This window comes from Bradyrhizobium sp. 4, from assembly GCF_023100905.1.
Classification (GTDB): Bacteria; Pseudomonadota; Alphaproteobacteria; order Rhizobiales; family Xanthobacteraceae; genus Bradyrhizobium.
Genome location: NZ_CP064686.1, coordinates 3480410 through 3496221 on the forward strand (window position 1 = coordinate 3480410; position 15812 = coordinate 3496221).

General features: G+C 64.4%; 10 protein-coding genes. 7 read left to right on the top strand and 3 right to left on the bottom strand.

What is annotated here, in order from left to right; translation table 11 throughout:
* Positions 1-48: 48 nt before the first annotated feature.
* Genes IVB45_RS15990 through lptF form a run of 3 tightly spaced genes read right to left on the bottom strand, consistent with a single transcriptional unit; the run spans position 49 to position 4801 of the window.
* Complete coding sequence (locus IVB45_RS15990; RefSeq protein ID WP_247360603.1) at positions 49-2538, bottom strand: LPS-assembly protein LptD; 2490 nt, start codon at positions 2536-2538, stop codon at positions 49-51.
* Positions 2538-3635: an LPS export ABC transporter permease LptG gene (lptG, locus tag IVB45_RS15995; protein WP_027569681.1), complete on the bottom strand. Its 1098-nt coding sequence runs from the start codon at positions 3633-3635 to the stop codon at positions 2538-2540. The genes IVB45_RS15990 and lptG overlap by 1 nt, the downstream gene beginning before the upstream one ends.
* Positions 3632-4801: an LPS export ABC transporter permease LptF gene (lptF, locus tag IVB45_RS16000; RefSeq protein WP_247360606.1), complete on the bottom strand. Its 1170-nt coding sequence runs from the start codon at positions 4799-4801 to the stop codon at positions 3632-3634. Before lptF ends, lptG begins: the two co-directional genes overlap by 4 nt.
* Before the next feature lie 339 nt (positions 4802-5140).
* On the opposite strand from lptF, the gene IVB45_RS16005 reads away from it, so the two are divergent.
* The 7 genes from IVB45_RS16005 (at position 5141) to IVB45_RS16035 (ending at position 15776) form a co-directional block, all read left to right on the top strand.
* On the top strand, positions 5141-6640 hold the full coding sequence (locus IVB45_RS16005; RefSeq protein WP_247360608.1) for a leucyl aminopeptidase: 1500 nt from the start codon (positions 5141-5143) through the stop codon (positions 6638-6640).
* A 6-nt stretch (positions 6641-6646) separates the two neighbouring features.
* Positions 6647-7099 (top strand): DNA polymerase III subunit chi, encoded by a 453-nt coding sequence (locus IVB45_RS16010; protein WP_027517539.1) that lies wholly within the window; start codon positions 6647-6649, stop codon positions 7097-7099.
* 166 nt (positions 7100-7265) lie between these two features.
* Complete coding sequence (locus tag IVB45_RS16015; protein ID WP_018459090.1) at positions 7266-7757, top strand: hypothetical protein; 492 nt, start codon at positions 7266-7268, stop codon at positions 7755-7757.
* A 438-nt stretch (positions 7758-8195) separates the two neighbouring features.
* On the top strand, positions 8196-11042 hold the full coding sequence (locus IVB45_RS16020) for a calcium-binding protein (protein ID WP_247360611.1): 2847 nt from the start codon (positions 8196-8198) through the stop codon (positions 11040-11042).
* A 29-nt stretch (positions 11043-11071) separates the two neighbouring features.
* Positions 11072-13204: a type I secretion system permease/ATPase gene (locus IVB45_RS16025; protein WP_247360613.1), complete on the top strand. Its 2133-nt coding sequence runs from the start codon at positions 11072-11074 to the stop codon at positions 13202-13204.
* Positions 13191-14645 (top strand): HlyD family type I secretion periplasmic adaptor subunit, encoded by a 1455-nt coding sequence (locus tag IVB45_RS16030; protein WP_247360616.1) that lies wholly within the window; start codon positions 13191-13193, stop codon positions 14643-14645. Before IVB45_RS16025 ends, IVB45_RS16030 begins: the two co-directional genes overlap by 14 nt.
* A gap of 165 nt (positions 14646-14810) precedes the next feature.
* Positions 14811-15776: a tripartite tricarboxylate transporter substrate-binding protein gene (locus IVB45_RS16035; protein ID WP_247360618.1), complete on the top strand. Its 966-nt coding sequence runs from the start codon at positions 14811-14813 to the stop codon at positions 15774-15776.
* Positions 15777-15812: the final 36 nt, after the last annotated feature.

Here is a 15812-nt window from a genome sequence, read left to right on the forward strand (position 1 = left end):
CGCGGTGAACCTGCGATCGGGAACACGCGGCCGGCACCTTCAAACCAATCACTGGAGACCGCTGCCGGAACTGCTGGTCGTCGCTGTGTTCGCCAGCGTGCGCAGGCCGATCTGGAACATGATCGCGTGGTTCAGCACGGGCGGCGTCGCGCCTGCGGAATAGCTATACGCTGTTACATAGTTCAAGCCGAGCACAAAACAATCGTCGACGTAGCCAGCACCGAGCACATACTGGTTGATCTTGTTGGCCTCCAGGTCCCAGCGCGCCGAGCCCGTGACCACCCAGTTGGCCGCGACCTTGATCGAGCCCGACGTCAGGATGCCCTCGCGGCGGGTCAGATAGCCGAGTTCCGGCTGCGCCGCGTAATTGCCGTACAGCATGCTGACGGACCAGCGGTTGAAGTTGGCGCGGCCTTCCGCCTCGAAGCGCTGGACGTTCCAGGTCTGCTCGTCCATGCGCGAGCGAACGCTGAACGTATAGGTGCTGTTGGGCGAATAGGCGGCGCTCGCCACATAGTCGGAGCGCGGCCTTTGCAGGCCGGAATCCACGCCGGTGTTGATGGAGTCCTGGACCGCGAAGGAGTTCATGCCGAACAGCTGGTAGGACTGGCCGAACAGCGTCTTGATGGCGCCGCCCCTGTCGAACTGCGTGGTGGACTGCACGCCGACATTGGCGCGGCCGCCGCCCTCGACACGGTCGTAGCCGGAGAACTTGTCGACGCTGAACAGGTTCGAGGCGTCGAACACCATGCTCTGCGCGTCCTCGTTCGGGAACTTGCCGGCATAGGTCTCGTTCGGCCGAATGATGATCTGCGCGATCGGCTCGATGGTGGTCGAGCCCCAGGGCTGAACGTTGATGAAGGGATAGCGGTATTCGAGGCCCACGGTGGGCATCAGGCGGAACGCCTGGGTGTCGCCGACAGGAAGATAGTTCGACACGCCCGGCTGGTTGGAGACCGAGGAGTTGATCGCATCGGCGCGGAGAATGGCGAACGGCGTCCAGATTTCACCGAACGGATCGGTGAAGGATTTGCGCCACTGCGCTTCGGCCGTCAGGCGGGTGTAGGTGCCCGGGAAGCCGCGCATCAGGCACTGCGACGGCGTGCGCGCGAGCGGATCGGCCGATGCCGTCGTGCACAGGCTGTTGGTGTTGGCGAGCGTCGTGATCGGATCGAACACCGCGGTGTCACGCGACAGGTTCACGAAATTGGTCTTGTAGCTGAACTCACCGCCGAAGACCGGATAGTTCAGCACGTTCGAATAGTCGATCACGGGGTAGACGACCGGCACCTGGCTCTGGTTGCCCGAGTAGCTCAGCCAGTACATGGTGCGCGCGTCGAAGAAGCTGCGATTGCCGACGCCGGTCAGGTAAAGCTGCGAGAGCGCATCCGTCGGCAGATACAGGAACGAGCCGAGCGGATCGCGATATTGCGACAAGCGATAGTCCGAGAAGAAATAATAGTCGGACATCAGGACGCCGTCCCAACCCCAGACCCATTTGTCGTTCAGCGCAAACTGACCCTTGGTGTCGACGGCGCCGCGGAACTGCTTGTCGCCAGGCTGGCCGGCGAGCGCGCTTCGATCGAGCTGGTCGATGCCGTAGACGCGGATCTGATAGGCGCCGTCCATCAGGCGCTGGCGGAATTCGGCCTGGAACAGCACACCCTGCTTGGACGTGATGCGCGGGCTGAAGGTCGCGTCCATGTCGGGCGCGATCGCCCAGTAGAACGGAACCTCGACGCCGTAGCCGAACGGCGTATTCGACGTGAAGCCCGGCATCAGGAAACCGGTCTTGCGCTTCACGGTCGGGTCGGGCGTCGAGAAATAGGGCATATAGGCGATGGGCACGCCGAAGAATTCGAGCTGCGCCGTCTCGAAATACAGCATCTTCTCCTGCTGGTCGTGGATGATGCGCGCACCCTTGACCTGCCATAGCGGCGGCTTCTTCGGATCGTCCTTGCACGGCGCGCAGGCCGTGTAGACGCCGTTCTCGAACACCGTGTAGTTGCCGCTGGAGCGATCGGAGCGGCTCGCCGCCATGCGGGTCTGGTCGGCCGTATCGACGCGCAGCGAATCGACGAAACCGTCACGGTAGTCGTCGGACAGGTCCAGGATCTCCGCATAGGTGATCTTGCCGTCGGCATCCGTCATGCGGATGTTGCCTTCGGCATGGAGCCGCTTGGTCTTCTGGTCGTAGATGACTTTGTCGGCCTCGACGCTGGTGCCGTTGTAGAACAGCTGGACGTTACCGACCGCGGAGACGCGCGAATTGTTGTAGTCGTAGTCGACCTCGGTCGCCTGAACCAGCATCTGGTTGTCGTTGACGGCCTTCGGCGGCTTCGCACGCGGCGGCAGCGGATTGTAGGTGAAGCTCTGGGCGGAGGCCGGCGCAACGGCGGCAACGTCCACCACGCCACCGAGCGATACCACGGCAGCGACAGCAAGCAGGAACCTGCGAATGGACAAGCCACACCCGTTCGCGCGCACCACTGTGCGCCGCGTCAAACGAGACACGGGCCCTCGGTGGACGGCCGTCACTATCCGTCCTCCTGATACAGCAAGGCCAAAAAGCCGGTGAGGCCGCCCACCACCACGGGCAACCACGCCGCAGCGATCGGATGCATCAACTCAGCCTTGCTCAAATCTTCAGTCACTTTCGACAGAACGTAGAGCAGAAAGCCTGCGCCCACGCCACTCAAAACCATCTTCTGCACGCCGCCCATCCGGAAGAAGCGCAACGACACGGAAGCCGCGAGCATCACCATGGCCGCAAGCAAAAACGGCTGTGCCAGAAGCTTCTGATACTGGAGTCGGTATCCGGCTGTCGCGAAGCCCGAGCTCTCGGACGAGCGGATGTAGCTCGGTAGTTGCCAAAAGGACACAGTCTCGGGTGTGGAAAAGCTGTTGCGGACCTGCGCCTCGGTCAGCGTCGTCGGAATCTCCAGGCTGGCCTGATCGACCGGCGGCGAATCCAGCGAGAAGCGGCGGACGCCCTTGAACAGCCAACGGCCGGCCTCGAGCGTCGCCTCGCGCGCCTCGACCCGCTCCTTGAAGTGCTGCTCTGTGTCAAACCGGAACAGCGTGAGCCCTGTGAGCCGGACGCCCTGCTGCTCGCTGCGCGCTGCGTTGATGATGGTCTGGCCGTCATTGGTGACCTGATTGAGCCAGAAGCCGGAGGCGTCCTGAATGCCGCCGCCGGGTGCCGAGCCGAACAGCTCGGCTTCCATGCGCTTGGAGAGCTCGCGCAGATTTGCCGACATCGGATTGTAGGCGACGGTGGCGATCACGCCGATCAGCAGCGCGCTGCCGAGCGCCGGCGAGATGAATTGCCATGCGGAGACGCCGGCGGCGCGCGCGACCACGAGCTCGAGCCGGCGGGAGAGGGCGAGATAGCAGGTCATGGCACCGATCAGCATGCAGAACGGCGTCAGCTTCTCCAACAGCTGCGGCACGCGAAACAGCGAGGTCTCGGCCACCATGACTGCTGAGGCGGATGCGAGCCCCGAGGTCTTGCGCACCATCTCGATGTAATCGACCAGCACCAGCAACAGGAAAATGCTGGCGAACACGCCGAGCGCCGCGACCACGAAACGGCCGGCGAAATAGCGCCCGAGTGTGTTGGTGAGCATGCTCATGCGGTGGCCGGGCGTCGGAACAGCCGCGCGATGCGCGCGTTCGACCTGTTGATGGCCTCCATGAGGCGCGGCGGCGGCTCGACCACGAGGCCGCCGATGATGATCGCCAGCCCGAGGCCGATGGCACCGATGACCATCGCATATTGGACCAGCACCGCGCCCGGCGATTTCACCGCCATCACCGAGCAGGCGAAGCCGGCCATGCGCAGGCCGAACACGGCGATGATCGACGAACCGATCGAGAAATTGCGGCTCTGGCGCGTGGTGCGAGGCGCCCCCAGAAACGCGAAGGTCAGCACGGCAAAGGCGAAGGGATAGATCGGCGCCAGCAGGCTGTCATGCAGGGCCGAGCGAAACTGGCCGGGAATCTGCTTGTAGACAGGGTCGTCCTCGGACGGCGAGAGCAGCTCCCAGAGATAGCGCTCGCGGATGCCGAGGGTGACGTCGCGGCCCTGGCCCGAAAACTTCGACATGTCGAAGCCGTAGCGGCCGAACGCGACCAGCGCGGGATCGCGCTTGCCGGCCTCGAAGCGCTGGAGATTGCCGGTCTCCAGCACCAGGAACGATCCGTTGTCGTTCTTCACGACTTCGCCGTGCTCGGCGACGATCGAGACCCGCTCGTCCGGATCGCGGCGGTCGTCGATGAAGATGCCGGCGAGGATGCCGCCGGGCTGGCGTTCGCGAATCCGGATCGTCAGGTTCTTGTCGAGCTGGGCGAAGCGGCCGGGCTGCAGGATGTTGGTGAGCACGTCGGCGGTGATCTCGGCGTCCCACTGCTTGATCCGCCGCATGCCGTCGGGAGCGAGATAGGCCGCGATGAAGGCGACCAGCAGCGCCACGACGCAGGTGGCGTAGAAGAACGGATAGAACAGCCGGAACGGCGAGAAGCCGGCGGCATTCATCACGATGATCTCGGAATCGGTCGCGAGCTTGTTCAGCGTATGCGAGATCGCGATCATCAGCGCGATCGGCGAGATGATCAGGACCAGCGCGGGCACGACGAGGCTGGTGATACCGAGGAAGGTCAGGATGGTCTGACCCTGGCTCGTCATCAGGTCGATGCCGCGCAACGCTTGCGTAATCCAGATCACGCCCGTGAGGCTGACCAGGACCAGCGCAAACGACGCGAGCGTCGTGCGGAAGATATACCTATCGATTGACCCCATGCGCTACCGCACGAATCCCACCAAGTCCCCAATGCCGGCCGGAATTCCGGCTGTCCAACCAATCCCCACAAGGGGATCCCCAAGGTCGGTCAACCATCTCATCCGCCGGCCTACTCTCTCAGTACCATCCCTTTGATCCGTCAACAAAATGGCTGCCCCGTGGCACCCTCAATATATGGTTAATATTTCTTTCGTTGTGGCCCCTCGGCCACGGGGGGTGCTTGGCATCTGCCGGGCCGGTGGCCCATAGTGCGGCACGCGCAGTGAATCGCCGTTCAGCTCCGGCCCGTGGCCGGGACCGCCGATCGGTAAAAACGCAATGTTTTTGAGGAGTTAATCATGTCCGATGCCATCAAGGTCGGCTTCGTTCCATTGTCTGCCGCCGTCCGTGGCATTATGGTCGTGTTCTGCGACGACGCTCTGAAGCTCGGCCCGGCGACCGCCAAGGCGCTCGGCGGCGCCACCGAACTCGTGAAGCGGGCGGCGGCCGCCGCCGCCTTCAAGGGCAAAAGCGGTGCTGCGCTCGACATCCTTGCACCCGAGGGCGTGAAGGCCACCCGCCTGATCGTGATCGGCGCCGGCAAGGCGGCCGGCCTGAAGGCCAACGACTTCCTCAAATTCGGCGGCGTGGCGGCGAGCAAGCTTCCGGCCGGGGCGGCGGCCATGACCGTCATGGCGGAACTGCCCAATGGCGCCATGACGAGCGAGCAGGCGGTCGCGATCGCCTCGGGGCTGCGGCTGCGCACCTACAAGTTCGACCGCTACAAGACCAAGAAGAAGGAGGGCGAGGAGGGCGGCACGCGCGCCGACGTCTCGTTTGCGGTCGGCGATGTCGTCGCCGCGAAGAGGGCGTTTGCATCGGCCGCTGCGATCGTGGACGGCGTGGTCATTGCGCGCGACCTGGTCAACGAGCCGCCGAACGTGCTTTTTCCCGAGGAGTTCGCGCGCCGCGCGGGCCTGCTCCGAAAACTCGGCGTCAGGATCGAGGTGCTCGACGTCAAGGCGATGGACAAGCTCGGCATGGGCGCGCTGCTCGGCGTCGGCCAGGGCTCGGCGCGGCCGAGCCGCACCGTGATCATGCGTTGGGACGGCGGCAAGAAGGGTGAGGCGCCGGTTGCCTTCGTCGGCAAGGGCGTCTGCTTCGACACCGGCGGCATTTCGATCAAGCCGGCCGGCAGCATGGAGGACATGAAGGGCGACATGGGTGGCGCTGCCTGCGTCGTCGGCCTGATGCATGCGCTCGCGGCACGCAAGGCCAAGGTCAACGTCGTCGGCGCCATCGGCCTCGTCGAGAATATGCCGGACGGCAACGCGCAGCGCCCGGGCGACATCGTCACCTCGATGTCGGGGCAGACCATCGAGATCATCAACACTGACGCGGAAGGCCGCCTGGTGCTTGCCGACGTGCTCTGGTACGTCGCCAAGAAAACCAAACCGAAATTCATGGTGGATCTGGCGACGTTGACCGGCGCCATCGTGGTCGCGCTCGGCACCGAGCATGCCGGCATGTTCTCCAACAATGACGAGCTTGCCGAGCGGCTGCTGGCGGCCGGCATCGAGAGCGGCGAGAAGGTCTGGCGCCTGCCGCTTGGCCCCGAATACGACAAGCTGATCGATTCCCAGTTCGCCGACATGAAGAACACCGGCGGCCGCCATGGCGGCTCGATCACCGCGGCGCAGTTCCTCCAGCGCTTCGTGGACGGCACGCCCTGGGCGCATCTCGACATCGCCGGTACCGCCATGGGCGCGCCGAAGACCGACATCAACCAGAGCTGGGGAAGCGGTTATGGCGTTCGCTTGCTCGACCGTCTGGTCGCCGACCATTACGAGCGCAAATGACCCGAGATGACTGAAGTCCTTTTCTACCATCTGCAAAACATGACGGTGGAGAACGTGTTGCCGCCGCTTCTCGAGAAATCGCTCGAGCGCGGCTGGCGCGTCGTGGTGCAGTCGACGTCGCCGGAGCGCGCCGATACGCTCGACGCCCATTTGTGGACCTATCGCGACGATTCCTTCCTGCCGCACGCGACATGGCGGGTCAGCGACGCCGCCGATCAGCCGATCGTGCTGGCGGTCGAGGAGGACAATCCGAACGGTGCCAATGTCCGCTTCCTCGTCGACAACGCCGCGCTGCCGCAGGACGCGCAGGGCTATGAGCGCATGGTGCTGCTGTTCGATGGCGACGATCCGGACGCGCTTGCGTTCGCCCGCAGCGCCTGGACGGATTGCAAGGCGCGGGGATTTGATGTCACCTATTGGCAGGCTGACGAGCGGGGCCGATGGCAGAAGCGGAATTAGCCGTCGCTCGCAATTAATGATAATTTGCACTTTTCGGGTGATGATGGCTTTTGTCACCTTCGTGCCGCAAAGTGATGTTGCTACAATTGCTTAGGGCCGATCCTTCACTCGGGGAATTTAGTTTATCGTGCGACATCAAAAGCTTCCCAGCTCGCTCATAATTGCGTTGGCGGCCGTAGCCCCGCTGGTCGCGGGCTGTTCGGGCGGGACCGATCTGTTATCCAGGGATGCTCAGTGGTTCAACACGCCCAGCCGTCTGTTCATCAAAAGCATCTCGATTGAGTCGCCGCCGCTGACCCCCGACAAGCCGGTTGGGGCCGAGGATCTGGTCAGCGCCGACGGGGCTTGTGCCGGCATGGCGCCGCCGCCCGGGCCGGCCGATGCGAATGCGTCGACGACCGCGCCGGCTCCGATGGGCGGCACCGTCGCGCTCGGCCACACCGAATGCGACGTGGTGCGCGGCATTGGCGCGCCCTCGAGCGTCAACCTCTCCGGTGATGCCGCCGGCAGGCGCGTTGCGGTCGTGACCTGGACGACCGGTCCGCGTGCCGGCATCTACACCTTCACGGCCGGCCGCCTGTCCTCGATCGAGGGCACACCGGAAGCTCCGGTCATGCCGAAGGCGACCAAGCCAAAGCCGAAGAAGAAGTCGGCGTAACACGGGTCGGCCTTTTGCCCTGAAGCTGGTTGCGGCTGTCGATGCGATCAGCCGCGCACGCTCGTCCCCATCGTCAAGCGGCTTTGCATCCCTATTGCGATGGCAGAGGCGTGAATCGTGATCTCTCCCGTTCGCGCTCGCCGGCGATATTGTTCGCGAGTTTCGACATCGCGGATGCCGACCTTCGCCCAAAGTGCCTTCATTGCCTCGAGCTGCGTTCTTCCGCGCGCCTTGAAAATCACGGGGGCGTTACGCGTGATCCGTGATCAGGCGGTTCGTGATGAGCAAGCCTTCGCATCCCCTGTCGGAAACTGCCCCGAAGGAAAACTGGAGGAAATCTCCAGAATAATCACGCGCGTCTCAAGCAACGGTTCAAGAATGTCATGTGCGCGAATGCTACGCGTCGAAGGGAGGGGCTAGGTCGGAAGGATCATTTGGATGTCCATTACCTCTGTGTTTTCCCCGGTTACGGGGCAACTCACCATTTTCGGCGACAGCGCGAATAACGGCCTCGTGATAAGTCGCGACAAGTCCGGCCGCATCCTGGTCAATAACGGGCACGTGAAAACAGTTGGTGGCGAACCCACGGTCGACAACACCACCGCGATCGACATCTTCGGTCAAGGCGGTAACGACACGATCACCGTCGACGAATGCCACGGACCGATGCCCGCGGTGCACATCTTCGGCGGCGACGGCAATGACAAGATCACCGGCGGCTCGGGAGCCGACCTTCTGTTTGGTCAGGCCGGCAACGATTTGATCAAGGGCGGCGGCGGCAACGATCTGCTGTTCGGCGGAGCGGGTAACGACGTGCTGGACGGCGGCAGCGGCGACAACCAGCTGTTCGGCGAGGCCGGCGACGATCTCATGATCTGGAATCCCGGCGGCGGCACCAACCTGTTCGAGGGTGGTGAGGGCAACGATACGGCTCAGGTCAACGGAAACAACGGCGCCGAGACGTTCACGATCACGGCGAACGGCACCCGCGTGCGGCTCGACGGGGCGGGCGCGGCGCCGTTCTCGCTCGATATCGGCACGACGGAGAATCTCGTCCTCCACGGTGGCGGCGGCGACGATGCCATCACCGCGGGCAACGGGCTCGGCAGCCTGATCTCGCTGACGCTCGATGGCGGCGCTGGCAACGACAGGATCATCGGCGGTGACGGCAACGACCTCATCATCGGCGGCAGCGGCGACGATATCGTCAATGGCGGACGCGGCAACGACGTCGCCCAGCTCGGGAGTGGCGACGACACTTTCATCTGGAATCCCGGTGACGGCAGCGACACGGTCGAGGGCGGCTCGGGCAGCGACAAGCTGCTTTTCAATGGCGCCAACATCAACGAGACCATCAACATCTCGGCCAATGGCGGCCGGGTGCGCTTCACCCGCGACGTCGCCAACATCACGATGAATCTCAACAGCGTCGAGCAGATCGAATTCGATGCGCGCGGCGGCGCCGATAATATCACGGTCGGCGATCTCACCGGGACCGGCGTCAAGCAGGTGCTGGTTGATCTCGGAGCCGTTCCGGGAGGGACGCAAGGCGACGGCGCAGCTGATACGGTGACCGTCAACGGCAGCAACGGCAATCAGCACATCGAGGTCACAGCCACAGGCACAACGGTCACGGTCACGGGGCTCCCAGAGGTCGTGACAATCGCAAACGCAGAGACCAGCAACGACCGGCTGGTCGTGCAGGCGCTCGGCGGTAACGACGTGATCGATGCATCCACGCTCGGCTCGGCGATCGGGCTGACCATCGACGGTGGGGCGGGCAACGACACCATCACCGGCAGCCAGGGCGCGGACACCCTGATCGGCGGCGACGGCAACGACAAGGTCATCGGCGGCCGCGGAAATGACGTCGCGCTTCTCGGCGCAGGCGACGACATCTTCACGTGGAATCCCGGTGACGGCAGCGACACTGTCGAAGGCGGCACGGGAACCGATACGCTGTTGTTCAACGGCGCCAATGTGGCCGAGACCATGTCGATCTCGGCGAACGGAAGCCGTGCGCTACTCACCCGTGACGTCGGTGCTATCGTCATGGACCTCGCTGGCGTCGAGCACGTGCAGATCGCGGCAGCAGGCGGCGCCGACAACATCACCGTCAACGATCTGAGCGGGACAGGAATCACGCAGGTTGCCATCGACCTCAGTGCCGGCCCCGGCAGCCAGAGCGGCGATGGAGCGGCGGACCGTGTGACCGCGAACGGCACGACCGGTGACGACAACATATCGGTTGTGACCTCCGGCGGATCGATCGTGGTCAACGGCCTCGCTGCGCAGGTGACGATTGCACACGCGGACGCCGGTGATGTGCTCGGCATCAACGGCGGACAAGGCAATGACGTCATCAATGCGTCTTCCATCAAGGCGGGACAGTCGTTCAGCCTCAACATCAACGGCGGTGACGGCAACGACACCATCACCGGCAGTGCCGGCAATGACATTGTGAACGGCGGACGCGGCAACGATTTCGCCAATCTCGGTGCGGGCGACGACACCTTCGTCTGGAATCCCGGCGACGGCAGCGATACCGTCGAAGGCGGCAAGGGCACCGACACGCTGGCATTCAACGGCGCCAATATCAGCGAGAACATCAACATTTCGGCCAATGGCGGCCGCGTGCTGTTCACGCGAGATGTCGCCGCCATTGCGATGGACCTGAACGGGGTCGAGCATGTCGACTTCAATGCTCTCGGCGGTGCCGACAACATTACCGTCGGCGACCTCTCCGGCACCGGCGTCAGCCAGGTCGACCTCGATCTCGGCGCCAATGACGGCGCCGCGGATACCGTGACCATCAACGCAACCGGCGGCAACGACGTCATCACGGTGACCGAGCACGACGGCATCATCACGGTGTCGGGGCTTGGCCAGGACATCAACATCACCGATGCCGGCGTCGGCGACAGGATCGTCATCAACGGCCTCGATGGCGACGATGTCATCACGGCTTCCGGCTTGCACGGCGGCATCCAGCTCGTTGCCAATGGCGGCAACGGCGACGACGTGCTGATCGGCAGCCCCGGCAACGACACGCTGGCGGGTGGTGCCGGTGATGACGTGCTGATCGGCGGGGGCGGCCTCGACATCCTGGACGGCGGCACCGGCAACAACGTCGTCATCCAGGGCGGAGCGTTCGCGGCCGCGATGCTGCTCAACCAGGCTATGGCGGCGAGCTTCGTCCCGGCAGGTGAGGGCAATGGCGAGATGCCGCTGCCCGATCCGCACGCGGCGCAGAGCCAGGTGCTCGCACCGCCCCAGCACGCCTGAAGCTGGCGGCTGCGGCCTGGAGAACGCTCATGACGACCAACGCGGTCTCCGCCGATACGGGGCTCGATGCCTTGCTGACGCTGCTGCATCTGCAAGGCGTTGCGGCCGATCGCGAGCAGCTCAGGCACCGGCTCGGCGCGGCAAGTTTCGGCGCAGCGGATATCGTCCGCTGCGCCAGGTCTCTCGGACTTAAAGCGCGAACCTACCGAACGCAGTGGAGCCGTCTGTCGGACACCCCGCTGCCTGCGATCGCAATGCTGCGGGATGGCGGCTTCATGGTCATCGCAAAGGCCTCCGCCGACAAGGTGCTGGTGCAGTCCCCGGAGGCGCAGCGCCCGGTGCTGATGGATCGCGACGAGCTGTGCGCGATCTGGGACGGCGGCTTGATCCTGATGGTCCGGCGCGCCGGCCTGTCCGACCTCGGCCGGCAGTTCGATATCACCTGGTTCATCGGCGCGATCGGCAAATACCGGCGGCTGCTTGGCGAGGTGCTGGCGGCTTCGTTCTTCCTCCAGCTTTTTGCGCTGGTCTCGCCGCTGTTCTTCCAGGTCGTAATCGACAAGGTGCTGGTGCACCGCTCGCTGTCCACGCTCGACGTCCTCGTCATCGGCCTCGTCGTCGTCTCCCTGTTCGACACCGTACTCGGGATCCTGCGCAATTACCTGTTTGCGCACACGACCAACCGCATCGACGTCGAGCTCGGGGCGCGCCTGTTCCACCATCTGCTGGCGCTGCCGATGGCGTGGTTTCAGGCCCGGCGCGTCGGTGATTCCGTGGCGCGGGTCCGTGAGCTCGAGAACATCCGCAATTTCATCACCAGCTCGTCGCTGACGCTTCTCGTCGACCTGGTCTTCACCTCGGTGTTCCTGGCGGTGATGTTCGCCTATTCGGCGCAGATGAGCTTCATCGTGCTCGCATCGTTCCCGTTCTACATCGCGATCTCGGCCGTGGCGACGCCGCTGTTTCGCCGCAGGCTGGACGAGAAATTCCGCCGTGGCGCCGAGAACCAGGCCTTCCTGGTCGAGAGCGTCAGCGGCATCGAAACGCTGAAGGCGATGGCGGTCGAGCCGCAGATGCAGCGCCGCTGGGAAGAGCAGCTCGCCGGTTATGTCTCGGCGAGCTTCGGTGTCACTAGCCTCGGCAACACGGCAAGCCAGCTGGTGCAGCTCGTCAGTAAGGTCGTCACTGCCGCCGTTCTCTATGTCGGAGCCAGGCTGGTGATCGGTGACGCATTGACGGTCGGCGAGCTCGTGGCCTTCAACATCTTCGCGGGCCGGGTGTCGGCCCCGGTGCTGCGGCTCGCGCAGGTCTGGCAGGATTTTCATCAGGCGCGGCTGTCGATCGCGCGGCTCGGCGACATCCTCAACAGCGCGGCGGAGCCGGCGTACTCCGCCGCCCGCGCGAGCCTGCCGCCGATCCGGGGCAACATCCGCTTCGAGCACGTCTCTTTCCGCTACCGGCCCGATGGGCCGGAGATCCTGCACGATGTCTCATTCGACATTCCTGCCGGACAGACCGTCGGCATTGTCGGATCGTCCGGCTCGGGCAAAAGCACCTTCACCAAGCTGGTGCAGCGGCTCTACGTTCCGCAAGGCGGCCGCGTGCTGGTCGACGGAATGGATCTGATGACGACCGACCCGGCCGGGCTCCGTCGGCAGATCGGAATCGTGCTCCAGGACAACATGCTGTTCAACCGGTCGGTGCGCGACAACATCGCGCTGGCCGATCCAAGCCTGCCGATGGACCGCATCATCGACGCGGCGAAGCTGGCGGGCGCTCATGATTTCATTCTGGAGCTCCCCGAGGGCTACGATACGATGGTGGGCGAGCGCGGCTCGACGCTCTCGGGCGGGCAGCGCCAGCGCATCGCGATCGCCCGTGCGCTGGTAGGCAATCCCCGGATCCTGATCTTCGACGAAGCCACCAGCGCACTCGACTATGAAAGCGAGCGGATCATCCATGACAACATGAAGGAGATCGCGAAAGGCCGCACCGTCCTGATCATCGCGCACCGTTTGTCCACCGTCCGCGGCGCCGATCGCATCTTCACCCTGGAACGCGGCTGTCTGGTCGAGGACGGCACGCATGATGCGCTGATCAAGACCGGCGGCCGCTACGCCGCCCTGCATCGTCTCCAGGGAGGCATTTATGAGGTCGGCTAGCACTGTGCCGGCCGCTCGTCCGGAGCAGACCGTGATCCCGTTCCGGAATGGAAAGGGCCGGCGCGCCGAGGAAGTCGCCTTCCTGCCGGCGGCGCTGGAAATCACGGAAACACCGCCGTCGCCGATCGGCCGCGCCATCGCCCTGGTCCTGATGCTGCTTGTCTGCGCAGCGCTGGCCTGGTCGGCCTGGGGCACGATCGACATCGTGGCGTCCGCAACCGGCAAGGTCGTATCGAGCGGGCGAAGCAAAGTGGTCCAGCCGTTCGAGACCGGTGTGGTGCGCGCGATTCACGTGCAGGACGGGCAATCGGTCAAATCAGGCGACCTGCTGATCGAGCTTGATCCGACCGTGAACGCCGCAGAGCGCGATCGTCTGCACGACGATCTCATGGCCGAACGGCTCAATGTCGCGCGCCTCCGCGCGGCATTGGCGGGCGGCGAAGAGGTGTCCGCCGATCTCGTCGTACCAGAGGACGCCGATCCCATGCTGGTCGCGACGCAACGGCAGCTCCTCGCCAATCAGGTCAGCGAGAACCGGGCCAAGCTCGCGGCGCTGGCGCGTCAGGAAGCGCAGAAGGAGGCCGAACATCAGACGATTGCGGCGACGATTCACAAGCTTGATGCGTTGCTGCCGGTCACCCAGCAGCGTGTCGAGATCCGCAAGACGCTGATGGAGAAGGAGATCGGCTCGAAGCTGACTTACTATGAGACCCTCCAGCTCCAGATCGAGCAGCAGGAGGAGCTTCGCGTCCAGAGCAGCCGCTTGAAGGAGGCCGAGGCGGCCGTCGCCGCGATCCGGGAGACCCGCATCCAGGCCCTGGCGGAGTACAGGAAAAGTCTCTCCGACGAGCTTGCCAAGAGCGAACAGAAAGCCAATGGCGTCGCACGCGATCTGATCAAGGCACAGCAGAGGACGAGGCTTCAGCAACTGACGTCGCCGGTCGACGGCGTCGTGCAGCAGCTCGCGGTCCACACTGTGGGCGGCGTGGTCACGCCCGCACAGTCGCTGCTGGTGATCGTGCCGACCGATGCGCGGCTGGAGATCGAGGCGATGATCTCCAACCGCGATATCGGATTCGTCGAGGCCGGGCAGGGCGCCGCCATCAAGATCGACACTTTCAATTTCACCCGCTACGGCCTTCTCGCGGGCCAGGTCGTGAGCGTCTCGCAGGACGCCATCATCCGCGACCGGCCCCAGGAGCGCGGGAGCGACCGTGCGCTTGGGACGCAACGCGACAGCAGCGAGCCCAGCGGGCAGGAGTTGAGCTACAGCGCCCGCATCTCGCTCGATCGCAGCCAGATGCAGGTGGACGACCGCCTCGTCAATCTGTCCCCGGGGATGGCAGTGACCGTCGAGATCAGGACCGGTTCGCGCACGATCCTGAGCTACCTGCTATCGCCCCTGCAGCGCTACCGGCACGAGATCATGCGGGAGCGCTAGTTCCCGCCTGTTGCCGACGAAGCTTCGCGAGGCGCGCTGAGGGCCGATCAGGCCTTCGGCAGCTACACCATGCCGCGGGCGCTCCGCTCTCGATGAAGTCGTTTTGGTGTGGCCGCGCAGCCCGGAATGCGTACATAGGAGCAAGCAAAAAATTTGGAGGAAAGCATGCGGCTCATTGCCCTCGTATCGGCTCTGGTTCTGCCGTTTGGCGCGGCGCTCGCCCAGGACTATCCGATCAGGCCCGTCACCATGTTGGTGCCGTTCGCCGCCGGCGGACCTACGGACACCATTGCTCGCCTGACCGCGGCAGGCATGGCAAAATCGCTTGGCCAACAGGTCGTCGTCGAGAACGCGCCAGGCGCCGGTGGCACCATCGCCACGACCCGCGCCTCGCGAGCCCAGCCCGACGGATACACGCTGCTGATCCATCATGTCGGCCTCTCGACCGCCGCCACACTGTACCGCAATCTCAGCTATGACACGAAGACGGCCTTTGCGCCGATCGGGCTTGTGACCAATGCGCCGATGACCATCATCGCGCGTCCGGATTTTCCGGCCGACACGCTGAAGGAATTGGTCGCCTACGCCCAACAGCAGGGCGACAAATTGACCTATGCCAATGCCGGACTCGGAGCGGCGTCGCACCTCTGCGGCATGCTGTTCATGACGGCGATCCAGAAGCAGCTGACCGCAGTGCCCTACAAGGGCAACGGCCCCATCATGAACGATCTTCTCGGCAGGCAGATCGATCTCACCTGCGACCAGGCCACGAACACGACCGGCCCGATCATGTCGAAGCAGGTCAAGGCCTATGCGATCACCACCAGGGAGCGGCTGAAGAGCCTGCCCGATCTGCCGACGGCCGACGAGGCCGGCCTCAAAGGCTTCGAACTTGGTGTCTGGCACGGCATCTATTCCCCCAAGGGCACACCGCCGGCGGTCGTTCAGAAGCTGACCGCGGCGCTCCAGTCCGCCCTTAGGGATTCCACGCTGATCGCCCGGTTCAACGACATCAACACGGAGCCGGTCCCGCAGGAGAAGGCGACGCCGGAAGCGCTGGCCGCGATGCTCGCGAGTGAAGTCGACCGCTGGGCTCCGATGATCAAGGCAGCCGGCCAATTCGCGGATTGAGCCGTTTCTGCTCAATTCGTGCCGACATCGCTGCGT

What these genes read in the sequence shown, in the direction of transcription:
- lptF (WP_247360606.1), bottom strand. Translation starts at nt 4,801, where the DNA reads ATGGGGTCAATCGATAGGTATATCTTCCGCACGACGCTCGCGTCGTTT.
- IVB45_RS16035 (WP_247360618.1), top strand. Translation starts at nt 14,811, where the DNA reads ATGCGGCTCATTGCCCTCGTATCGGCTCTGGTTCTGCCGTTTGGCGCG.
- IVB45_RS16030 (WP_247360616.1), top strand. Translation starts at nt 13,191, where the DNA reads ATGAGGTCGGCTAGCACTGTGCCGGCCGCTCGTCCGGAGCAGACCGTG.
- lptG (WP_027569681.1), bottom strand. Translation starts at nt 3,635, where the DNA reads ATGAGCATGCTCACCAACACACTCGGGCGCTATTTCGCCGGCCGTTTC.
- IVB45_RS16005 (WP_247360608.1), top strand. Translation starts at nt 5,141, where the DNA reads ATGTCCGATGCCATCAAGGTCGGCTTCGTTCCATTGTCTGCCGCCGTC.
- IVB45_RS16010 (WP_027517539.1), top strand. Translation starts at nt 6,647, where the DNA reads ATGACTGAAGTCCTTTTCTACCATCTGCAAAACATGACGGTGGAGAAC.
- IVB45_RS16025 (WP_247360613.1), top strand. Translation starts at nt 11,072, where the DNA reads ATGACGACCAACGCGGTCTCCGCCGATACGGGGCTCGATGCCTTGCTG.
- IVB45_RS16020 (WP_247360611.1), top strand. Translation starts at nt 8,196, where the DNA reads ATGTCCATTACCTCTGTGTTTTCCCCGGTTACGGGGCAACTCACCATT.